The sequence below is a fragment of the Nocardia sp. NPDC051030 genome, assembly GCF_040683015.1.
GTDB lineage: Bacteria > Actinomycetota > Actinomycetes > Mycobacteriales > Mycobacteriaceae > Nocardia.
The window spans coordinates 66,093-91,420 of record NZ_JBFBCD010000006.1; the positions used below are offsets into that span (position 1 = coordinate 66,093).

Here is a 25,328-nt window from a genome sequence, read left to right on the forward strand (position 1 = left end):
GGTGTATGTCACCGTCGCGGAGGAAGTCTGTAGCACGCGGATACCCCCGTAGCGATGGGTGAAGGGAGCTCGGGTGGTCTCCGCCGGTGCGCTTCCCCCATATAGGATTGCTCGGACCGCAAACCCTCCCAGACAGAGATCGAGACCATTGGGTAGGGAACCGAATTCGCTTCGGTCCTGCGGACCTGATGAATGCGAGAGGTGACAAGCTCGAATGGATACTGCCCGCCGTTCCGCACGTGGTAGCCGCCGGCGCCGGTCGGGCAGCCCGCTGTTCGCCCAGTTGCTGACGGCGGCGGTCGAATCCGAGGCCGATGCGATCGCGATCCGGTTCAATCCGACCGGCGCTCCCGCAGATGCCCGCGAGCTCACGTACCAGGAGCTCGACGAATCCTCCTCGAAGCTGGCGCGCGAACTCATCGAGCGCGGCGTCGGCCCGGGCGATGTGGTCGCCATCGGCATTTCGCGGTCGATCGAGTCCGTATTGTCCGTCTGGGCGATCGCCAAGACCGGCGCGGCCTATGTGCCCGTCGATCCGGCCTATCCGCCCGAGCGCATCGAATACCTGCTCTCGGATTCCGGGGCCGTCCTCGGCCTGACCGTCGCCGCGCATCGCGAGGCCCTCGGCAGCACGGTCGAGTGGGTCCAGCTGGATGACGCGGCGTTCGCGGCGGGCGTGGACGCCCGGCCCGCGCACCCCATCTCCTACGCCGACCGGGTGCGCCCGCTCACCGAGCAGCATCCGGCCTACATCATCTACACATCAGGTTCCACCGGCCTGCCCAAGGGCGTCGTGGTCACCCACACCGGCCTCGCGGGCCTGGTCGCGGCCGAGCGCGAACACTATGCGGTGACCGGCGATTCGCGGGTGCTGCACGTCTGCTCGCCGAACTTCGACGTCTCGGTGCTGGAACTGTTGCTCACCTTCTCCACGGGCGCGACTCTGGTGGTCTCGCCGCCCAAGGTGTTCGGTGGCGACGATCTCGCCGAACTGCTGCGCCGCGAACGCGTCTCGCACATGCTCATCACCCCCGCCGCACTGGAGTCGGTGGATCCGGCCGGGCTCGACGAGCTGAAGGTCGTGGTGGTGGCCGGTGACAAGTTCGGTCCCGAACTGGTCGCCCGCTGGGCGGTGCAGGGCCGCGACTTCTACAACGGCTACGGCCCCACCGAGGCCACCATTCTGGCCACCAGCACCGCGGCCATGGTGCCCGGCGAAACCATCACCATCGGCCCGGCCATCGCGGGCGTCGGCGCGTTCGTGCTGGACACCCGGCTGCGGCCGGTGCCCGCCGGAGTGATCGGCGAGCTGTACCTGTCCGGCCCGGCCCTGGCGCAGGGCTATCTGGCCCGCCCGGGCCTGTCCTCGGAACGCTTCGTGGCCAGCCCCTTCGGCGCGGACACCGGCAATCCGGGCGCGCGGCTGTACCGCACCGGTGACCTGGTGCGCCGCCGCGAGGACGGCGTCATCGAATACCTGGGCCGCTCCGACTTCCAGGTCAAGATCCGCGGCCTGCGCATCGAACTCGGCGAGATCGACAATGCGCTCACCTCGCACGAGGACATCGACTACGCGGTCACCATGGGCAAGACGCTGCCCTCGGGCGCGACCGCGCTGGTCGCCTATGTGCTGGCCAAGCCCGGTCACACCGCCGACCCGGCCGTGCTGCGCGAGCACCTCGGCCGCAGCCTGCCCGCGCATATGGTGCCCTCGGCCATCGTGGTGCTGGACACGCTGCCGCTGACCCCGAACGGCAAGCTGGACCGGGAAGCCCTGCCGGAAACGGTCTTCGAGACCACCGCCTCCCGCCCGGCCTCCGGTCCGGTCGAGGAGAAGATCGCCGAACTGTTCGGGCAGCTGCTGCGCCTGGACGAGGTCGGTGCGGACGATTCGTTCTTCGCCGTCGGCGGCGATTCGATCATGTCCATCCAGCTGGTCTCGCGGGCCCGCGCGGCGGGCATCGTCTTCAGCCCGCAGGACGTGTTCGAACAGCGCACCGTGGCCGGACTGGCCAAGGTCGCCATTGTGGGCGCGGGCAATGCCCCGGTCACCCTGGACGAGCTGCCCGGCGGCGGCGTCGGCGATATCCCGCTGACTCCGGTGCTGGCCGATTACCTCGAAGACGGTGTCTTCGAACGCTTCTCGCAGAGCATGGTGCTCTCGCTGCCGGACGGCATCGACCGCGCGGGCATTGCCGAGACCCTGAACGACGTGCTCGGCCACCACGACATCCTGCGGGCGCGACTGGTGCACGCGGACGGTCGCTTCGGCCTCGAGGTGCCCGAATCGGGTGCGGTGCAGGCGGATTCGCTGATCGCCGAGGTCGAGGTTCCGGCCGGTGCGCAAGATGAGGACCTCGCCCGCATCGGCAGCGCCGCAATGGATTCCACGCTCGGTGCGCTGAGCCCGGCCGAGGGCCGCATGTTCGCGGTCACCTGGCTGCGCCGCCCCGATGCCGCCGACGTATTGCTCGTCGCGGCGCACCACTTCGTCATCGACGGTGTCTCCTGGCGCATCCTGATCTCCGATCTGGTCGCCTCGTGGGTGCAGCGCGCGGCCGGGCAGCGACCCACCCTGCCCGCCGTCGGCACGTCCTTCCGGCGCTGGGCGCACGGACTGGTCGAGGCCGCCACCGGCGAAGACCGTTCGAGCGAGGTCGAGTACTGGCAGCGGGTGCTGGCCACCTCCGATCCGCTGCTGGGCACGCGCGAACTCGATTCCGCCGTGGACACTTTCGCGACGGTGCAGCGCTTCACCGTGCAGGTGCCGACCGATGTCACCGAAGCCCTGCTGACCGAGGTCCCGGCGCTCTACCGCGGCGGCGTCAATGACGGCCTGCTGGCCGCACTGGCCCTCGCCGTGCAGTCGTGGCGTGCGCGCCGCGGCGTGGACGCGCCCGTCACCCGCGTGCGTCTGGAAGGCCACGGCCGCGAGGAGAGCGCCGTCCCCGGCGCGGATATCACCCGCACCGTCGGCTGGTTCACCAGCGTCTACCCGGTCGCGCTCGACCTGTCGGGCATCGATGCGACCGCCGCCCTCGAGGGTGGCTCCTACACCGCCGCCGCCATGCGGGCGGTCAAGGAACAGCTGATCACCGTGCCGGACAAGGGCATCGGTTTCGGTCTGCTGCGCTACCTGAACCCGGAGACCGCCGCGCTGCTCGACGGCCGCCTCGCCCAGATCGGCTTCAACTACCTGGGCCGCGTCTCCGCCGACGAGGTGCCCGAGGGTCTGGCCGACGCCGCCTGGCTGCCGACCGACGCCCTCGGCGAACTGTCGGTCGAGCAGGATCCGAGCATGCCCGCGGGCATGACCGTGGATCTCAATGCCATCGTCACCGACGGCCCGGACGGACCGCGCATGTCGGTGTCCGTGCAGTACGCCGCAAGGATTCTCGACGAAGCCGCCGTGCGTGAGCTCGCCGAGGACTGGGTCAAGGCACTCACCGCCGTGGCCCGCCACGTGCAGGATCCGGCCGCCGGTGGCCTGACCCCGTCCGATGTGCCGCTGGTTCGAGTCGCACAGCCGGAACTCGATGCCTGGCGCATCGCCTATCCGGGACTCTCGGATGTGCTGCCGCTCTCGCCGCTGGGCGCGGGCCTGCTCTTCCACGCCCAGCTCACCCAGGGCGCGGCCGATGATTACGTTACCCAGTTCGCGCTCGAACTGGCCGGTCAGGTCGATCTGGATCGGCTGAAGCGTGCTTCGCAAGCCATCCTGGATCGGCACGCCGGACTGCGCGCCGCCTTCGTGACCGCCGCCGACGGCACCCCCGTGCAGGTCGTGGTGGATTCCCTCGAAGCGCCGTGGCAGCTCGTCGAAGGCGTTGCGGACGAGGACATTCCGGCCCTGCAGGCCGAGGATCAGCGCACCCGGTTCGATCCGGCCGTGGCACCGCTCATCCGGTTCACCGTGTACCGCACGGTCACCGGCCGCACCCACTTCGTGCTGACCACCCACCACCTGCTCTTCGACGGCTGGTCGCTGCCGCTGCTCATGAAGGATCTGCTGATCCTGTATGCGACGCACGGTGATTCGTCGCTGCTGCCGCCGGTGCGGCCGTACCGCGACTACCTGACGTGGCTGTCCCGCCAGGACCGCGAGGCGACCCTGGACAAGTGGGTGAACACCCTCGCCGGTGCCCAGCCCACCGTCATCTCCACCGTGCTGGAGAAGCCCGAACAGCCGGAAATCGGTTACGGCGAAATCGAATTCGAGTTCTCCGAGGCCGAGACCGCGGCCGTCACGGCCTTCGCGGCCGACGCCGAGGTCACCGTCAATACGGTCGTGCAGACCGCGTGGGCGCTGCTGCTGGCCACCCTCACCGATCGCGAGGATGTCGTCTTCGGTGCCGTGGTCTCCGGCCGCCCGCCGCAGTTGGACGGCGTGGACGACATGATCGGCCTGTTCGTCAACACCATCCCGGTGCGGGTGCGCTTCGACGCGGCATCGACCGTGCGCGATCTGCTCACCAAGGTGCAGTCCGAGCAGGCGGGCCTGCTCGAACACCACTACCTCGGCCTGGCCGAAATCCAGAGTGCCGCAGGAACGGGCGCGGCCTTCGACTCGCTCGTCGCCTACGAGTCCTACCCGGTGGACGCCGACGGCCTCAAGGCCGCGGGCGGCTCCATCGACGGCCTCGAGATTGCGGGCGTGCAGTCGGTGACCTTCACCCACTACCCGGTCACCGTGGTCGTGGAATCCGGTGCGTGCCTGCGCTTCAAGGTCTGGCACCGCCTCGACACCGTGGGTGATCCGGCAGCTCGGGCCCTGGCCGATTTGCTGCGTGTTCTCATCGGTCGCTTCGCCGGAGGCGAACGTGACAACAGTGTCGACGCCCCGCAGGAAGCGATTGCGGCGCAGTCGAACTGGTGGCGCGCGGGCGTGCAACCGGCCGGGCTGGAACTGCCCGCCGACCGCCCGCGTCCGGCCACGCCGTCGCGTCGTGGCGGCGAACTGAGCTTCGACCTGCCCGCCCACCTGCACGCGGCGCTGGACGAGCTGGCGCGCCAGCGCGGTTCGTCGCTGTTCACGGTCGTGCACGCCGCCTTCGCGGTGCTGCTGGCTCGCCTCTCGGGCGGGGCCCGTGACATTTCCATGGGCGTCATCGCACCGGAATTCGGTGCGGCGCAGCCCGGTTCGACCGCCGGTGCGGTCGTGCTGGGCACCGAGATCGACCCGGGCATCGCCTTCACCGACCTCCTCGACGTGGTGCAGCGCGCCGACGCCGAGGCGGCCGGTCGTACCGGCGGCGGCTCCGAGCGGCTCGCCGATGTCCTCGACATGGTGCGCACGACGGCGGGGCATCCGCCGTTCCAGGTGCTGCTCACCGCCGGACAGGGTGCGGCACAGGGCGATCCGATCGCCTCGGCCGATCTGCGACTCGACCTCAGCGCCGACGCGGAGGGCGTGGTGCTCACCTGCACCTACGCCACCGATCTGTTCGACGAGGCGACCGTGCTCGACTTCGCGGACCGCCTCGGCCGCATACTCACCGCCGTGGCCGTCGACGCCACCGCCGTGGTCGGCGATATCGACATCTACGCGCCCGGTGAGCGCGATCTGGTGCTGCACGAATGGAATACGCCGGGTGCACCGGTGCCGGACGTGACCCTGGTCGACCTGATTACCGCCGTGGCCGCGCGGCAGCCCGACGCCACGGCCGTCCGCTTCGGCGACACCACGCTCACCTTCGGTGAACTGGTGCGCCGCGCGAATACGGTCGCGCGGGCCCTCATCGCCTACGGTGCGGGACCGGAATCGCTGGTGGCCGTTGCCGTTCCGCGTACCGAGGAACTGCCGGTGGCGCTGCTCGCGGTGCTCATCTCCGGTGCGGGCTACCTGCCCATCGACACCGCCTACCCGGCGCAGCGACTCGAATTCATGCTCGGCGATTCCCAGCCCGCCTGCGTGCTGACCACGACGGACGAGCGCGCCTCGGTGCCGTCGGGGGATACCCCGGTGGTCCTGCTCGACGATCTGGGCGGCTTCTCCGACGCCCCGGTCACCGATGTGGATCGCCGCGCTCGGCTGCGCGCCGATCACCTCGCCTACGTCATCTACACGTCCGGATCCACCGGCGTCCCCAAGGGCGTCGGCGTGGCCCACCGCAATGTGGTGGAGCTGTTCGCGAACACCCAGGCGCACTTCGAATTCGACGAGAACGATGTGTGGACGCTGTTCCACTCGTTCGCCTTCGACTTCTCGGTGTGGGAACTGTGGTGCGCGCTCGCCAATGGCGGTGCGGTCGTGGTGGTCGACCACCTCACCTCGCGTTCGCCGGAACAGTTCCGCGAGTTGCTGATTCGCGAACGCGTCACGGTGCTCAACCAGACCCCGTCCGCCTTCTACCAGCTCGCCGAGGCCGACCGGGCCGCCGCCGGGCAGACCGGCGACTACGCCCTGCGCTATGTCGTATTCGGCGGTGAGGCACTGGATCTGCGCCAGCTGCGCCGCTGGTACGAACGGCATCCCGCGGACGCGCCGACCCTGGTCAATATGTACGGCATCACCGAGACCACGGTGCACGTCTCCTTCCTGGCCCTCGACGAGGAACTGGCGGAGCAGCCGAGCAGCATTATCGGCCGGGCCCTGCCGGGCCTGGGCGCGCGCGTGCTCGACACCCGCCTGCACCCGTCCCCCGTGGGCGTCGCCGGTGAGATCTATGTCGATGGCGCGCAGCTCTCGCGCGGCTACCTGGGCCGTCCGGGGCTCACCGCAACGCGTTTCGTGGCCAACCCCTACGGCGCGCCCGGCACCCGCATGTACCGCGCGGGTGACGTCGGCCGCTGGGCCGGTTTCGGCGGCGAGGCCAATCTCGAATACGCGGGCCGCAGCGATCAGCAGGTGCAGCTGCGCGGCTTCCGCATCGAACTCGGCGAGATCGAATCCGCACTGCTGCGGCTGCCCGGCATCAGCCAGGCGGTCGTGCTGGTGCGCACCGACAATGGCGTGGATCAGCTGGTCGGCTACGTGGTGCCGGAGGGCGAGACCGCCGTCGATCCGGCCGACGCCAAGGCCGCGCTCGGCGAATTCCTCACCGCCTACATGGTTCCCGACGCGATCGTGTCCCTGGACACGCTGCCGCTCACCCCGAACGGCAAGCTGGACCGCAAGGCCCTGCCCGCACCGGAATTCGGCGGCTCCGCCGAATTCCGCGCCCCGCGCACCGAGATCGAACGCGTGGTCGCCGCCGAATTCGCCGCCCTGCTGGGTGCGGCCGAGGTCGGCGTGGACGACGACTTCTTCGCCCTCGGCGGCAACTCGCTGCTCGCCACCCGCGCACTCGCGCGGATCAATGAAGCGCTCGGCGCGAATCTGGCGGTGCGCGAACTGTTCGAGGCCTCCACGGTCGCGGCCCTGGCCGCCCGCGTGGTGACCGGTACGGCCGCCAACCGGCCGCCGCTGGTGGCGGTCGAACGTCCCGCCCGGGTACCGCTTTCGCTTGCGCAGCAGCGCATGTGGGTGATCAACCAGATCGATCCGGAGTCGCCCGCCTACAACATTCCGCTGGCCCTGCGCCTGTCCGGCACCCTCGATATCGAGGCGCTGCGCCAGGCCGTGGCCGACGTCGTGGAACGCCATGAATCGCTGCGCACCCGCTACCCGGTGGACGGTCCCGGCGGCCTGCCGTACCAGGACATCCTGACGGTCGCGGACGTGCTGCCCGGCGGCCTGGCCGTCGAGCCCCTCGCGAGCGCGCAGCACCGCATGATCGAGGTGCTGTCGAGCGGATTCGACGTCACCGCACAGGTTCCCGTGCGCGCGCTACTGTGCAGCGACGGCCCCGCGGGCACCGAGCACTATCTGGTCGTCGTCGTGCACCACATCGCCGGTGACGGTGCGTCGCTGCCCCCGCTGGCCCGCGACCTCATGACCGCGTATGTGGCGCGCTCGCAAGGCGATTCACCGGTCTGGGCGCCACTCGCGGTGCAGTACGCCGACTTCGCGATCTGGCAGCGCGAGGTCGTCGGCACCGACGACGACGAGAACTCCGTCGCCGCAGGGCAATTGGCGTACTGGCGTGATCAGCTCGACGGAGCCGCCGGAAATCTGGAACTGCCCCTGGATCGGCCGCGCCCCGCCGTGCGGACGATGCAGGGTGGCGCAACCACTTTCACGGTGCCCGCCGACGTGCACGAGGGCTTGCAGCGCATTGCCCGCGAGCACAATGCCTCGCTGTTCATGGTCGTGCACGCCGCCCTGGCGGTCCTGCTGGCCCGCCTGTCCGGCGGCCGCGACGTCACCATCGGCACGCCCATCGCGGGACGCGGTGAACGCGTCCTCGACGATGTGGTCGGCATGTTCGTCAACACCTTGGCCCTGCGCACCGCGATCGACCCGGCCGCCAGCTTCGACGAACTCGTCGACAAGGCCCGCGAAACCGATCTGGCGGCCTACGGCAATGCCGACATCCCGTTCGAACGGGTCGTGGAAGTCGTCGCACCGGACCGGGCCAATGGTCCGGACCCGCTGTTCCAGGTGGTGCTGTCCTTCCAGAACACCGACCGCCCCGAACTGGCACTGCCCGGCCTGACCGTCACCGGACTCGACACCGGCGCGGTCTCGGCCAAGTTCGATCTCCAGGTGACCCTGGATCCGCGGCAGTGGGAGGACAGCGTCGGCGAACTCGCCGGCGCCATCACCTATGCCACGGACATCTTCGACGAGGCCACCATTCGCACCTTCGGCGAACGGTTGCAGCGGGTGCTCGCCGCGGTCGCCGCCGATTCCAGCGGACGCGTCGGAGCCATCGAATTCGGCATGGTCGCGGCGCAGCGCCCGCAGCCCGTGGCCGCACCGGTCGCCGACGCCATCACCCGCGGCACCGCGCTCCCGCAGCTGCTCACCGCGGCCGTGGAGGACGATCCGGACGGCCCCGCCCTGGTGTGGGGCGAGGACGCGTTGTCCTATCGGGAACTCGACGCCCGCTCCTCGCGGCTGGCGCGGGTGCTCATCGGCCGCGGCAGCGGTCCGGGCACCGGTGTCGCGCTGCGCCTGGATCGCGGTATCGACGCGGTCGTGGCGACCTGGGCGGTGCTCAAGTCCGGTGCCGCACTGGTTCCGGTGCGCGACGCCGAGGGCGACCTGCCCGGCGATCTGGTGATCAAGGTCGGCCTGACCGCCGGTGCCGAACCCACGGTGGGCGGCGTCGACTGGCTGGTGCTCGCCGATCCGGCGCTGGTCACCGAGATCGCGGCCGCCTCGCCGCGTCCGGTCACCTACGCCAACCGCACCCGCGCGCTGCAGGGCGCGGACCCAGCCTTCGTGAACGAGTCCAAGGCGCTGACCTACGACGAACTCGCGGAGCTGGTCAATACGGTCAGTGCCCGCAGTGAGCTGACCTTCGAATCCCGCACGCTGCGCTACGGCCGCCCGGACGCGCCCGCCGCCGCGGTCGAGATCCTCGCGGCCGGTGCGAGCGGGGCATCGGTGGTGGTCACCGCGGTCGAACCGGACGGTTCGCTGGACGAGCTGCTGGCCGACGAATGGGTGACACACCTGTTCACCGACCGCACCGGGATCGACGGCCTGGGCACCGAACCCCTGGACGATCTGGCCGCCGTCATCGTGGACAGTGGAGCGGACGCCGAGGCGGCACAGCGCATTCCGTGGCTGCCCACGGTCGTGCCGCTCGAGCAGGTGTAGCGACGACCGGCGGGCGGCGGTTAGAGTGGCCGCCCGCAGGGTATCGGCCGCCGCACGACAATTCGTTGATATGACAGAGCGATGAAGCAGTGCGCCCGAGGCGGAGCACACAGGTAGACGGCACACAGGTAGACGGCAAGGATGAGGCGAAGTTGATGGGTCGGGCAGTCGGAATGCAGCGCACGCTGAACCTGGAAGGGCAGCAGGCATGACGCGCCCGGCACGCCAACGGCCCGTCCGCACGCGCCGACCTCGGGTCACCACCCTGCCGCAGCTCATGGCGACCGCGGTCGAGGCCAATCCGAGCGGGACCGCCGTCGTCTTCGCCGATGCCGCCGCGACCCTCGGCACGCTCGGCTACGCCGAACTCGACGAGCGCTCGACCCGGCTGGCGCGACTGCTCATCGACCGCGGCATCGGCCCGGAGGACCTGGTGGCCGTGGGCATTCCACGGTCGCTGAACTCCGTGATCGCCGTCTGGGCCATTGCCAAGACCGGTGCCGGATATGTCCCGGTCGACCCAAACTATCCGGCCGACCGCGTCGCGCATATGGTCACAGACTCCCGCGCGGTGCTCGGCCTGACCGTCGCCGAGGTCCGCGAAGACCTCGCCGACGAGGTCGAATGGCTGGCCATCGACAGCGCCGAATTCACCGCCGAGGTCGCGGCCTACCCGGACGAGGCCATCACCTCCGCCGACCGCATCCGGCCCCTGCGCGCCGAACACCCCGCCTACGTCATCTACACCTCGGGCTCCACCGGCAAGCCCAAGGGCGTGGTGGTCACCCAGGCCGGACTCTCCGGCTTCTGCGACGAACAGCGCGAGCGCTACCGCACCGGAACCGACTCCCGGGCATTGCACTTCGCCTCACCGTCCTTCGACGCCTCGGTGCTGGAACTGCTCCTGGCACTCGGCGGCGGGGGGGCGCTCGTGGTCGCCTCCCCGGACGTGCTCGGCGGCGACGAACTGGCCGCACTGCTGCGCCGCGAACGGGTGACCCACGCCTTCATCACCCCCGCCGCGCTCGCCTCGGTGGATCCGGCCGGACTCGACGACCTGCGCGTGGTGGTCGCCGGTGGCGAGGCATGCCCGCCGGATCTGGTGCGGCGCTGGGTACTTCCCATCGCGGGCGGTGCCACCCGCGAGTTCTACAACGGTTACGGGCCCACCGAAACCACCATCATGACCAATATCAGCGCGCCCCTGGTGCCGGGTGAACTCGTCACCATCGGCGGGCCGGTGCGCGGTATCACCGAATTCATTCTCGACGAGCAGCTCACGCAGGTCGTCGACGGCGCGGTGGGTGAGCTCTACATTTCCGGTGCGCAGGTGGCGCGCGGCTACCACGAGCGGCCCTCCCTCACGGCCCTGCGCTTCGTCGCGAATCCCTTCGACCCCAGCGGTACCCGCCTCTACCGGACCGGCGACCTGGTGCGCCGCACTCCGACCGGCGAGGTGGAATACCTGGGCCGCAATGACTTCCAGGTGAAGATCCGCGGCTTCCGCATCGAACTCGGTGAGATCGACGCCGTCCTCGGCTCACACGACAGCGTGGATTTCGCCGTCACCGTCGGGCACAAACTCGATACCGGCGCAACGATTCTGGCCGCCTACGTGCACGCCGCCACCGGTGCCACCGTCGATATCGACGAGCTGACCGCCTACGCGGAGCAGAGCCTGCCCGCGCATATGGTGCCCACCACCATCATGGTCCTGGATGTCATCCCGCTGACCCCCGTCGGCAAGCTGGATCGCCGCGCCCTGCCCGCACCGCAATTGCGCACCAAGGAATTCCGCGCACCCGCCGGACGTCTCGAGGAACTGGTCGCGGGCGTCTACGCCGAACTTCTCGAGCCAGCCGACCCGATCGGCGCGGACGACGACTTCTTCGAACTCGGCGGCAATTCGCTCATCGCCACCCGGGTCGCCGCACGACTGGGTGCCGAGATCTCCGCGCGCGTGCCCGCCCGCATGATCTTCACCTCGGCCACCGTCGCCGGACTGGCCGCACAGCTGGAACCCCTCGTAGGGGAGGGCGGCCGACCTGCCTTGACGGCACAGCCGCGCCCGGAGCACATTCCGCTCTCGCTGGCGCAGCAGCGCATGTGGTTCCTGAGCCAGTTCGACACCACCTCGGCCGCCAATAACATTCCGTTCGCCATCCGGCTCACCGGATCGCTCGATGTCGCCGCATTGCGGGCCGCCATCGGCGATCTCGTCGCACGGCACGAAACCCTGCGCACCGTGTACCCGGCCGTCGACGGCACCGGCTACCAGGTGATTCTGCCTGCGGAGCAGGCGATTCCGGAGCTCGAGCCGCAGGTCGTGGACCCCGCGCGGATTCCGGACTGGCTGACGGCGCTGGCCATCGAGGGCTTCGATGTGGCTGCCCGGGTGCCGCTGCGCATCGAACTCGCCGAGGTGGGGCGCGACGACTACGTGATCGCGGTGGTGGTGCACCACATCGCCGCCGACGGCGCGTCGGTCGGGCCGTTCATGCGCGATCTGCTGACGGCCTACTTCGCTCGCCACAATGGCGACGAACCGGCGTGGGCTCCGCTGGCGGTGCAGTACGCCGACTACACCCTGTGGCAGCGCGCGCTGCTCGGCGACGAGCACGACCCCGAGTCCCTCGCCGCGGGCCAGATCGCCTTCTGGCGTGAGACTTTGACCGGCATTCCCGACCGCATCGAGCTGCCCGCCGACCGGCCGCGCCCGACCGTCGCCTCCGGGCGGGGCGCTGTGTACTCGTTCGATATCGACGCGGCCCTGCACGCCAGCCTCACCGAACTCGCGCACACCAGCGGTGCATCGCCGTTCATGGTCGTGCACAGCGCCCTCGCGGCCCTGCTCGCACGGCTCACCGGCACCGATGACATCGTCATCGGCACACCCGTCGCGGGCCGTGGCGAACGCGAACTCGACGACCTCATCGGCATGTTCGTCAATACCCTGGTGCTGCGCACCCGGATCGACGGCGCGGCCTCCTTCGCGGACCTCCTGGACACCGCCAAAGAGACCGACCTGGCGGCCTTCTCGCACGCCGAGCTGCCCTTCGAACGCCTCGTCGAGGTGCTCGACCCGGTCCGCTCGCAGGCGCACCACCCGCTGTTCCAGGTCGCGCTGTTCTTCCACAATATCGAGACCCCGCGCCTGGAACTGCCCGGACTCTCCGCCGAAGCCGTCGAATTCGACGGTGCCGTAGCTAAATTCGACTTGCAACTGTCGATCGTGCCGCGCGAACGCGACGGCGTCGCCGATGGCATGACGGCCATGTTCACCTACGCCACCGACCTCTTCGACGAGGCCACGGTGGCCCGCTTCGCCGACCGCCTGACCCGGCTGCTGACCGCCGTCACCGCCGACCCCAAGGCCGCGCTCGGCGATATCGACCTGCTCCAGCAGGACGAGCGCGAGCGAATCCTGCACGGCTGGAACGACACCCGCCGCGCCATCACCCCCGGCCTGCTGCTCGACGACTACCGCCGCGCCGTGGCCCGGCACCCCGACGCCATCGCCATCAACTACGAGGGCACCGAACTCACCTACCGCGAATTCGACGCGCGCGTGAACAAGCTGGCCCGGCTGCTCGTCGGCTACGGCGTCGGCCCGGAATCCCTGGTGGGCCTGGCCATTCGCCGCTCCCCGGAACTTGTCGTCGGCATGTACGCGGTCATTGCCGCCGGTGGCGCGTACGTGCCCCTGGATCCGGATCATCCGGCCGAGCGCATCGCGCACATCCTCGAAACCGCCCGGCCCGCCGCCGTGCTCACCACCATCGCCGACGCGGTCGCGGTCCCGGACGACGACACCTCCGTGGTGTACCTGGACATTCTCGACCTCGACATGTTCAGCGCCGCACCGCTTTCCCCTGCCGAACTCATGGGTGCGGTGCTACCGGAGCATCCGGCGTACGTCATCTTCACCTCGGGCTCGACCGGCCGTCCCAAGGGTGTCGCCGTCTCGCACGCCGCCATCCACAACCAGATCACCTGGATGCTGGACGAGTACCCCCTGGGCGCGGGCGACGTCTATCTCCAGAAGACCGCCACCACCTTCGACGTGTCGCTGTGGGGCTACTTCATGCCGCTGCGGACCGGGGCCACCCTGGTCGTCGCCACCCACGACGGGCACCGCGACCCGCAGTACGTGGCGGAATCGATTGCCCGCCACAGCGTCACGGTCACCGACTTCGTGCCGTCCATGCTGACCGTGTTCGCCGCGCACACCGCGCCGGGCTCGATCGCCAGCCTGCGGGACGTGTTCGTGATCGGTGAGGCGCTGCCGCCGGAGACCGTGGCCGCCTTCGCCGCCGTCTCCGATGCGCGGGTGCACAACCTGTACGGGCCGACCGAGGCCGCGGTCTCGATCACCTACTGGCAGGCTCGCGGCGATGAGCGTCCGACCGTGCCGATCGGCCTGCCGCAGTGGAACTCCGAAGTCTACGTACTGGATTCGCGTCTGCGTCCCGTCCCGGCGGGTGTTGCCGGTGAGCTGTACCTGGCCGGTGACCAGCTGGCGCGCGGCTATGTCCGCCGCCCGGACCTGACCTCGGATCGCTTCGTCGCCAACCCCTTCGGCGACGGCTCCCGCATGTACCGCACCGGTGACCTCGTGGTTTGGCGTGCGGGTGACGGTGATCGGCCACAACGCCTGGATTACATCGGCCGCACCGACTTCCAGGTCAAGTTCCGCGGCCAGCGCATCGAACTCGGTGAGATCGAGACCGCGCTGCTGGCCCAGCCCACCGTGAGCGCGGCCGCCGCGCTCGTCATGGCCTCCGAACTCGGCGATCAGCTGGTCGCGTACGCGGTTCCGGCCCCCGGTGGCGAGATCGAACCGGCCGAACTGCTGGCCGCACTCGCGGAATCCCTGCCCACATACATGATTCCGGCGGCCATCGTGCCCCTGGAAGAGTTCCCGCTCAATACCAGCGGCAAGCTGGACCGCAAGGCGCTGCCCGCCCCGACCTTCTCCGGACGCGAATTCCGTGCTCCCGCAACGCCGGTCGAGGAAATCGTGGCCGGAGTCTTCGCCGAGGTCCTCGGCATCGGCCGGGTCGGCGCGGATGACGACTTCTTCGCCCTCGGCGGCAACTCCCTGGTCGCCACCCAGGTGGTGGCCCGCCTCGGCGCGGCCGTCGGCGACCGGGTGCCGGTGCGCACCCTGTTCGAGACGCCCACCGTCACCGCCCTCGCCGCGGCCGTCGAATCCCGAATTCACCAGGGCCGCACCCACGAACTGGGCGCCATCGAACGCCCGAAGCAACTGCCGCTGTCCCTCGCGCAGCAGCGCATGTGGTTCCTGAACCGGTTCGAGGACAGTGGCGACGGCACCGTGAGTGCCGGATCCGCCGCCTACAACCTGCCCTTCGCGCTGCGCCTGACCGGCAGCCTGGACTGGGTCGCGCTCGGCGCGGCCCTCGATGACGTGGTGGCCCGGCACGAGGTACTGCGGACCGTCTACCCCGAGACGGCCGACGGGCCGGTGCAGCTGGTATTGCCGCCCGGTATGGAATCCGCCATGGGTCTGGAGCCCACCCGGGTCGACGCCGCCGAGGTGCCCGCCGCCGTGTACGAGCTGGCCATGACGCCGTTCGACGTCACCCGCGATGTCCCGATCCGGGTGCGGCTGCTGGAGATCGGCGATCTCGCGCCCGGCTCCATGCGCGAGTACGTGCTCGCCGTGGTCGCTCACCACATTGCCGCCGACGCCTCCTCCATGGGGCCGCTGGTGCGCGACATCATGATCGCCTACGCCGCGCGCACCGCCGGTTCGGAACCCGGCTGGCAGCCGCTGCACGTGCAGTACGCCGACTACGCGCTGTGGCAGCGCGCCGTGCTCGGCGACGAGGCCGACCCGGAATCCATTGCGGCCCAGCAGATCGGCTACTGGCAACGCCAGCTGGCCGACCTGCCGGACCTGCTCGAACTGCCGACCGACCGGCCGCGCCCGGCCGTGGCGTCGATGGCCGGTGCCCGGGTGAACGTCGAGTTCGCCGCCGACACCCACGCCGGACTGGTCAAGCTGGCTCGCGAGCACAATGCGACCCTTTTCATGGTCGTGCACACCGCCTTCGCGGTGCTGCTGTCGCGACTGTCCGGCTCCACCGATATTGCCATCGGCACCCCGGTCGCGGGCCGCGGTGAACGCGAACTCGACGACCTGATCGGCATGTTCGTCAATACCGTCGTCTTCCGCACCCGGGTCGACGGCGGCGACGCCTTCACCGACCTGCTCGCCCGCCAGCGCGAAATCGACCTGCAAGCCTTCTCGCACGCGGACATTCCGTTCGAGCGCCTGGTCGAGGTGCTCAGCCCGCCCCGCACGACCGCGCACCACCCGCTGTTCCAGGCCGGTCTGTCGTTCCAGAACATGGCGCGCGCCGAACTCGAACTGCCGGGCCTCAAGGTCGCCGGTGTCGACGCGGAACTCGAAGTGTCGCAATTCGATCTGCACCTGATCGTCTCCGACGGCTACGACGAATCCGGCGCACCGGCGGGCATCGGCGGCTTCATCACCTACGCCACCGACCTGTTCGACGCCGACACCGTCACCGGTTTCGTGCGACTGCTCGGCCGCGTACTCGACGCCGTCGTCACCGATGCCGCCACACCGGTCGGCGATATCGAACTCCTGGACCCGGTGGACCGCGCCGATCTGCTCGCGGTGCGCAATGCCACCACCCAGGAACTCGATCGGTCGGCCACCCTGGCCTCGCTGTTCAATGCCACTGTCACCGCCAACCCGGCCGCGGTCGCGCTCATCGGCCCGGCGGGCGCGGCACTCAGCTACGCCGCGCTCAGCACCCGCGTGAATCGCCTTGCCCGGCACCTCATCTCGCTGGGCGTCGGCCCGGAGCGCCGGGTGGCCCTCGCACTGCGACGCTCGGTGGATCTCGTGGTCGCCATGTACGCGGTCTCCGCCGCCGGTGGCGCGTACGTACCGGTCGACCCCGACCAGGCCGCCGACCGCACCGAGTACATCCTCGATACCGCGGCACCGGTCTGCGTGATCACCAATGCCGATGCCGACTTCGCGACCGATATCGCACCGGTGGTGCATATCGACCGCTTGGACCTCGGCTACGAGAACGGCGCACCGCTCTCCGACGCGGATCGCCTCGAGCCGCTGCGTGCGTCGAATACCGCGTACGTCATCTTCACCTCCGGTTCGACCGGCCGCCCCAAGGGCGTGGCGCTGCCGCACGCCGCGATCGTCAACCAGTTGCGCTGGAAGACCACCGAATTCGAGCTCGGCGGCGACGATGCGGTGCTGTTGAAGACCGCCGCCACCTTCGACCTGTCGGTGTGGGAATTCTGGTCGGCCGCCGCCTGCGGTGGACGCCTGGTCATTGCCGCGCCGGACGGGCACCGCGACCCGGCCTACCTGAACGAGCTCATGGCCCGCGAGCAGGTCACCACGCTGCATGTGGTGCCGTCCATGCTCGACGCGCTGCTCGCGGACGCCCGCGCGACGACCTCCGGAACCCGCCCGGGGCTCGGCACCCTACGCCGGGTGCTGGCCATCGGTGAGGCCCTGCCGGGCGTGCTCGCGCAGCGCTTCCGCTCGACCTTCCCCGAGGTCGCCCTGTTCAACCTGTACGGGCCGACCGAGGCCGCGGTATCCATCACCAGCCATGCGGTGACCGACGCCGATCAGATATCGGTGCCGATCGGTGCGCCCGAATGGAATTCGCGGGTGTACGTCCTCGACGCCCGCCTGCACCCGGTGCCGGTCGGCGTGTCCGGTGAGCTGTACCTGGCCGGAACGCAGCTGGCGCGCGGCTACTTCGGGCGCGCGGATCTCACCGCCGACCGGTTCGTGGCCGATCCGTTCGAAGCGCGGAGAGGCGGAGCGGACGGCGAGCGCATGTACCGCACCGGTGACCTGGTGGCCTGGAACGCCGGTGGTGAACTGGAATACCGGGGCCGCACCGACTTCCAGGTGAAGATCCGCGGCTTCCGCATCGAGCTCGGCGAGATCGAGGCCGCGCTGCTGGCGCTGCCGGAGATCGCGCAGACCGCCGTCCTGGCCAAGCGCGATCCGCGCACCGGCGACCGACTGGTGGCGTATCTGGTCTCGGTCGGAGCGGATATCGATGTGGCGCAGGTGAAGTCCGCGCTCGCGTCTTCGCTGCCGTCCTACATGGTCCCGGCCGCCTTCGTGGTGCTCGATGCCCTGCCGTTGAACGTGAACGGCAAGCTGGATCGAAAGGCATTGCCGGAGCCCGAGTTCGAGGCCACCGCCTTCCGTGCGCCCTCGACCCCGATCGAGGAAATCGTCGCCGGTGTCTTCACCGACGTGCTCGGTGCCGAACGCGTCGGTGCGGATGATGACTTCTTCGCCCTCGGCGGTAACTCGCTGCTGGCCACCCAGGTGGCGGCCCGCATCGGCGCGGCCCTCGACACCCGGGTGCCGGTGCGGGCCCTGTTCGAGGCGTCGACCGTCGCGGGTCTCGCCGCCAAGGTGGAACAGCATGCGGGACAAGGCGATCGCAAGCCTCTCGTCGCGCAGGCGCGTCCCGCCGCGATCCCGCTGTCCCTCGCACAGCAGCGCATGTGGTTCCTCAACCAGTTCGACCCCACCGCCGCGGCCTACAACGTGCCGGTCGCGGTGCGCCTCACCGGCGACCTGGATGTGCCCGCACTGCAGCAGGCGGTGGCCGATGTGGTCGCCCGCCACGAGACCCTGCGCACCATCTACCCGCAGGTCGGCGATGCCGCTACCCAGGTGATCGTGACCGCCGCGCAGGCGGTGCCGGATCTGACGCCGATCACGGTGCCGGGCGAGGCCATTCACGATCGGATCGCCGAACTCATCGGCACCGGCTTCGACGTGACCGCCGAAGTTCCCTTGCGCGCCACCCTGTTCCGCATCGACGGCACCGAAACCGCCGAGCACGTCCTGATATTCGTGGCGCACCACATCAGCGCCGACGGCTGGTCCATGGGACCGCTGACCCGCGATGTGATGATCGCCTACGCCGCACGCACCTCCGGTGCCGAACCGGGCTGGTCGCCGCTGCCGGTGCAGTACGCCGACTACTCGATCTGGCAGCGCGACGTGCTCGGCGCGGAAACCGATCCGGAGAGCCTTATCTCGGCCCAGGCCGACTACTGGCGTACCGCGCTGGCGGATCTGCCCGACGAGCTGAACCTGCCCGCGGACCGGCCGCGCCCGATCACCCAGTCATTGCGCGGCGGCCGGGTGGAATTCGCCATCGACGCCGACCTGCAGGCCGGACTGCGGCGCATCGCCCGCGAGCAGAACGCCACCATGTTCATGGTCGTGCACACCGCCCTCGCGGTATTCCTGGCCCGCCTGTCCGGCACCGGGGACATCGCCATCGGCACCCCGATCGCTGGCCGCGGTGAAGCCGAACTCGATGACGTGATCGGCATGTTCGTCAACACCCTGGTGCTGCGCACCGTGGTCGACGGACAGCAGAGCTTCACCGAACTCCTCGCCCACGCGAAGGACGCCGACCTGAAGGCGTTCGCGCACGCGGACATTCCGTTCGAACGCCTCGTAGAGGTGCTCAACCCGGAGCGCTCCACCGCCCGCAACCCGCTTTTCCAGGTGATGCTGGCCTTCCAGAACCTCCCGGACGCGGCCTTCGAGCTGCCCGGATTGCGGGTCGCCGCCGTCGATTTCGACGTCGAGACCTCGCAATTCGATCTGTCCCTGGCGATTCGGGAATCCGGCGACGCCGGAATGGGCGCGGTGTTCACCTTCGCCCGCGACCTGTTCGACGACGCCACCGTGGAGGTGTTCGCGCAGCGGTTCGTCCGCCTGCTCACCGAGATCACCGCGCGACCGCAGTCCCCGGTCGGCGATCTGCCGCTGCTGGATGACATCGAACGCGAACTGCTCACCCATGTGCACGGCGACGATGTCATGGTCACCGGCATGCTGCTGCCCGAGCTGCTCACGGCCGGACTCACCATGGGCCGCAACCGCACCGCCGTCCGCTACCGCGGTCACTCCATCAGCTACGGCGAACTCGACGACTACTCCTCGCAGCTGGCGCGGGTGCTCATCGAACGCGGCGTCGGACCCGAGCAGCTGGTGGCCATCGCCTACCCGCGCTCCTTCGAAATGATCGCCGCGGTCGTGGCCGTCGCCAAGGCCGGTGGCGCGCACGTCCCCGTCGACCCGAAGTACCCGGCGGATCGCGTGCGGCACATGATCACCGACTCGCGCGCGGTCATCGGCATCACCGGATCCGCGTATGTGGGCCAGTTGCCCGACGATGTGGAATGGCTGGTCCTGGACGACGCCGCCACCGACGGGCAGATCTCGCGCCGTTCCCCGCTGACCGTCACCGACGACGATCGCCTGGCCCCGCTGCGCACGCATCACCCGGCGTACGTCATCTACACATCGGGCTCGACGGGAATGCCCAAGGGCGTCACCGTGACTCACGCCGGTGTCGGCGGTCTCGCCGACTACGCGATCGCCCAGTACCAGCTGGATCACCAGCACCGGATGCTGCACATCTGCTCGCCCAGCTTCGACCCCTCGGTGCTGGAATGGGTGTGCGCGTTCTACACCGGCGCGACCATGGTCGTCGTCCCGTCCGAGATCATGGGCGGCGCGGAGCTCAGCGAATTCATTCGCGCCGAGCACGTCACGCACGCCATCATGACCCCGGCCGTGCTCGGCACCCTCGATCCGGCCATCGCACTGCCCGAACTCGAGATGCTGTCCATCGGCGGCGACGTCCTGACCCAGGAGCTGCTCGCCAAGTGGCAGCCGGGCCGGGCCTTCCACAATGCCTACGGCCCCACCGAAACCACCATCATCTCCAGCTACGCGCAACCGGTCGCGGGCCGCCACGTCACCATCGGCAAGCCGGTGCACGGCATGTCCGCGCTGGTCCTGGACGGCCGCCTGAACCCGGTGCCGCCGGGCGTCGCGGGCGAGTTGTACCTGGCGGGCGGCGCACTGGCCCGCGGCTACCGCAATCGGCCGGGGCTGACCTCCGACCGCTTCGTGGCCAACCCGTGGGGCGAACCCGGCGCGCGCATGTACCGCACCGGCGATGTGGTGCGCTGGTACGCCGAACCGGGGGAGCGGTCCGGCAATTACGCCGCGCCCGAGGTGGATTGGGAGCTCGACTACGTCGGCCGCTCCGACTTCCAGGTCAAGATCCGCGGCTTCCGCATCGAACTCGGCGAGATCGACACCGTGCTCGCCGCGCACGAGGACATCGACTTCGCGATCACCATCGGCCACAAGACACCGTCCGGGACAACGGCACTCGTGTCGTACGTGCGGCGCGTGCGCGGCCGCGCGGCCCTCGCGGAGGATCTGATCGCGCACGCCGCGCGCAGCCTGCCGCCGCATATGGTGCCATCGGCCATCGTGGTGCTGGACCAGATCCCGCTCACCCCGGTCGGCAAGCTCGATCGCAAGGCGCTGCCGGAACCCGTTATCGCGCAGCGCGAATACCAGGCTCCCGTCACCCGCATGGAGACCCTCGTCGCCGAGGCCTTCGCCGAAGCCCTCGGCGTGGAACGGGTCGGACTCGATGACGACTTCTTCGCGCTCGGCGGCAACTCGCTGCTCGCCACCCAGATGGTCGGCAAGCTGCGCGGGCTCACCGGCGCGCAGGTCATGGTCGCCTGGTTCTTCAGCCACCCGACCGTCGAAGGCATCGCCCGCCAGCTCACCGAGGCACTGGAGAGCGCGCACGACTACGACTCCGGCACCGATGCCGCCTTGCAGGTACTGCTGCCGATTCGCGACTCGGGCGACCGCCGCCCGCTGTTCTGCGCCCCGCCGCTCGGCGGAATGTCGTGGAGCTTCGCGGGATTGGCGCGCTACCTGCCCGAGGATCAGCCGATCCTCGGCCTGCAATCGCCCGCGCTCACCGAGGACCACTACGCCCCGGTCTCGCTCACCGACGTGGCCCGCCGCTACATCGACGAGATGCGCAAGGTACAGCCGGAAGGCCCGTACCGGGTGATCGGCTTCTCCCTCGGCGGTGTCGTCGCGCACGCCATCGCCACCGAGCTGCAGGACGACGGCGACGAGGTCGACCTGCTGGCCATCCTCGACGCCTACCCGGGCCTGAGCTTCGCCGAATTCCAGTCCTCGCTGCGGGACGAGTTCCTGCAGCTGGGTGTCTCGCCGGACCTGCTGCCGCAGGACATGCGCAAACTCGGCGACGAGGCCCTCGCCGCGCTGCACGCCGCGATCCCCGCCGAACTCGCGGTGCTCACCATGGATCGACTGCGGCGCATCTACCGCGGCGCGCTGCACTCCGCGCGACTCGGATTCGAATACCGGCCCGACGTTTTCGACGGACGTATCGAATACTTCAAGGCCGAGATCGGCGGCGAGGACCGGTCGGCATCCGACTGGCTGCCGTTCGCCACCGAGGCCGTCGCCGTGCGCAGCATCCCGGTCGAACACCAGGCCATGACCGGTGCCGAGGGCTTCGCCGTGATCGGCCCGAAGGTGGCCGAACTCCTGGAGCGCGCCGAGCACGCTTCGGAGGAAACCGCCGAACCGGAGGTCGACGAGACCCCGAATCCGGTCCCGGACAAGGCTTTCACGACGGTCAGTGCCTTCACCACGGACAAGGCCTTCACGTCGGATAAGGCCTTGACCTCCGACAAGCCCTTCGGCCCGCCCGTGGACTACACCGCGCACGACGCCGAAGCCGTCGACTGGGCGACCACGCAAGTGCTCCCCGTCATCAATATGGACGCTCCGCCGCCCGGGGTGACGCTGTTCTCCTCCGACCCGGCCTACGCAGCCCTCGCGGAGTCGAACGAAGATGTGGCGGAAGCGGATTCGGAGACCGAGGGCGAGTTCGAGGCGGCAGTGGATCCGTCCGCCGACGCTGCTACGGATGTCGCGGCCGCTTCCGATATCGACACTGCCGATGTCGACGCTCCTGATGTCGGCACCGCTGATGTCGACACCGCGAATGAGGCCGACACCGCGAATGAGGCCGCCGCCGCGAATAACGCCGCCGCCGCGAATAACGCCGCCGCCGAACCAGGCTCGGCCCCGGCCACGCCGTCGGCCCTTGCCGCCGCGCTGGCCCAGCGCCAGACCGCCTCGGCGAATGCCGCCGCCGCACCGACCAAGGGCCCGAGACTCACCGCCGTGGGCAATGTTTCACCGCTGCCCGCCGGCGCCGTGGGCCTGCTCGAACTCGAACCATCCGGCCTGTGGGTCCGGGCGATCACCCTCGATATCGCCGCCGATGTCTCGGGCACCCGGGTGCGCCGCTCCGTCTCCACCCTGCTCGACCGGCACCCCGCGCTCTGGGCGCGCCTGCGCCGCGACGGCGAATCGGCGCTCCTGGACATCCCGGCCCAGCAGCCGCGCGGTGCCGCCGTCGTCTGGCAGCTGGACCCGTCCGTGGAAGCCGTCGGCGACCCCATCGAGGCCGTGATCCATGCCGCCGCAGCGGAATTGAACCCCGAGAAGGGGCATCACATCCGCTTCGTGCTGCTGGAGAACATGTCCGCGGAACCCGACGCCGACAGCGACACCGGTGAGCGGCCCGCCGCCATGCTGGTCGTGGTCGCCAATGGTCTCGTCGTGGACGACGTCTCGTGGCGCACCATCATCGAGGACCTGACCGCCTCCTGGTCCGGCGGGCACGCCACGCCGCCCAGCGCCGACGCGCACCCGGTCGGCATCGCCGGCACGCTCGCCGAGCTGGCCGCCACCCCGGAGACCGTCGCCGAATTGGACTGGTGGCGTGCCGCTCTCGCCTCCGCCACGCCCGGCGTCTCCCCGGACGCGGTGCCCGTGGATGGACGACCGACCGGCCGCGGCCGGGTCTCGGTCTCCATCACCGGTGAGGGCGCGGCGGCCGTGGACGCGGCGGCCCGCCGCTACGGCGCCACCATCGACGAGGTGCTCCTCGCCGCGCTCGCCGTCGCACTGCTGGACGACGGCGGCGAATTGGCCCGCCACACCACGGGTTCCGTGGTGCGGCTGATCGCCGACGGACGAGTCGCCGGAGATCCGGCCGGGCTGCGCACCGTCGGCGCGTTCAGCACCGCGCACCCATTCCCGCTGCGGCTCAACGGAGTGGACTTCACCGAGGTCCGCCAGGGCGGTCCCGCCGCCGGATCGGTGATCGAGCAGATCCGCGACCAGTTCCGTGCGGTGCCGTCCCAGGGCGTCGGCTTCGGACTGCTGCGGCACCTGAATCCGGCCACCATCGCCGAGATCGCCGCGCTGCCCCCGGGCCGCATCGGCTTCCGGTACCGGGACCTGCGCCCGGCCCGGGTCTACCCGGAACCGGTGGCCGACGACCTGTACCTGGACCTCACGGTCGACACGAGTCAGGACGGTCTGGTGGCCCGCTTCGACTTCGCCGGTGCGGTGCTCGAACTCGAACAGGTCAAGAAGCTGGTCGAGGGTTGGGTCCTGGCATTGAGCGGCCTCGCCGAACACGGAAGGGCGACCAATCCGTAACATCCTGTGCTATCGCCGCGACATGATAGGCCGTATCGTCTGTCCCGGGATCGGCTCTGCCCGGAGAATCCGGCCGTAAGTCGCCGACCAGCAAATTCGCAACGAGATGAAGGTGTGGAACTTTGATTCTTCGAACTGTCCGGAATGGAGTTGCGGGTCGTAGGCGTGGTGCGCGGGCCGCCGCCTTCCTCGCAGCTACCGCCGTGCTCACCGGTATGGTCGCCGGCGTCGGCGGTCCCACCGCCTCCGCCGACCCGATCATCGACAGCAAGAAATTGCTGGCCGACCCGGTCGCCCCGGACGGATCGAAGATCACCAAGGCCGAGATGAAGAACGACCGGAACATTCGGTTGTACGTCTACTCCGCGGCCATGGACGCCACCTACCCCGTCGACGTGCAGCGCCCCGCCGACACCTCCGAACCGCGCCCGGTGCTGTACCTGCTCAATGGCGCGGGCGGCGGTCAGGACGACGCCTCCTGGGTGAAGAAGACCAATATCGTCAATGGCTTCCTCGCCGACAAGAACGTCAATGTGGTGCAGCCCATCGGCGGCAAGTGGAGCTACTACCAGGACTGGCAGTCCGATGACGACGCCCTCGGCCGCAATAAGTGGCAGACCTTCTTCACCGATGAACTGCCGCCGCTGATCGATGGCGCCCTCGGCACCAATGGCGTCAACGCTCTCGCGGGCATCTCGACCTCCGGCACCACCGTGCTGTCGCTGCCCGAGGTCCGGCCGGGCCTGTTCCGTGCCGCCGCGGCCTACAGCGGTTGCGCCCAGTTCGCCGATCCGGTCGGCCGCGAATTCATGCGCCTCACCGTCGAGACCTGGGGCGGCGGCAAGCTCGAGAACATGCACGGCCCCGAGGATTCCCCGGCCTGGGCCGCCAATGACCCGGTCCTCAATGCCGACAAGCTGCGTGGCACAGAGCTTTACATCTCCTCCGGCAGCGGCCTGCCCGGCCAGTACGACACGCTCAATGGCCCCTACGCCCTGCCCGGTGCGTACGGTCTGGCCAACCAGCTGCTCATCGGTGGCGTCATCGAAGCGGGCACCAACTACTGCTCGCACAATCTGCAGGCGAAGCTGGACTCGCTGGGCATCCCGGCGACCTACAACTTCCGCGCCACCGGCACCCACTCCTGGGGTTACTGGAACGACGAGTTCCTGAACTCCTGGCCGGTGCTGGCGCGCGGCCTGGGTATCTGAACCTCGGTCCACA

The 25,328-nt window shown here is 69.6% G+C and carries 3 protein-coding genes; all 3 read left to right on the top strand.

Annotated features, from left to right (window positions below):
* Positions 1-214: 214 nt before the first annotated feature.
* A complete protein-coding gene (locus AB0N05_RS21260; RefSeq protein ID WP_364696765.1) occupies positions 215-9,649 on the top strand; it encodes an amino acid adenylation domain-containing protein in 9,435 nt (3,144 codons plus the stop codon).
* A 208-nt stretch (positions 9,650-9,857) separates the two neighbouring features.
* A complete protein-coding gene (locus AB0N05_RS21265; RefSeq protein ID WP_364696768.1) occupies positions 9,858-24,104 on the top strand; it encodes an amino acid adenylation domain-containing protein in 14,247 nt (4,748 codons plus the stop codon).
* Positions 24,105-24,319: 215 nt separating this feature from the next.
* Positions 24,320-25,315 carry an alpha/beta hydrolase family protein gene (locus AB0N05_RS21270; protein WP_364697891.1) on the top strand — a complete coding sequence of 332 codons (996 nt, stop codon included), beginning with the start codon at positions 24,320-24,322 and terminating at the stop codon, positions 25,313-25,315.
* Positions 25,316-25,328 lie beyond the last annotated feature (13 nt).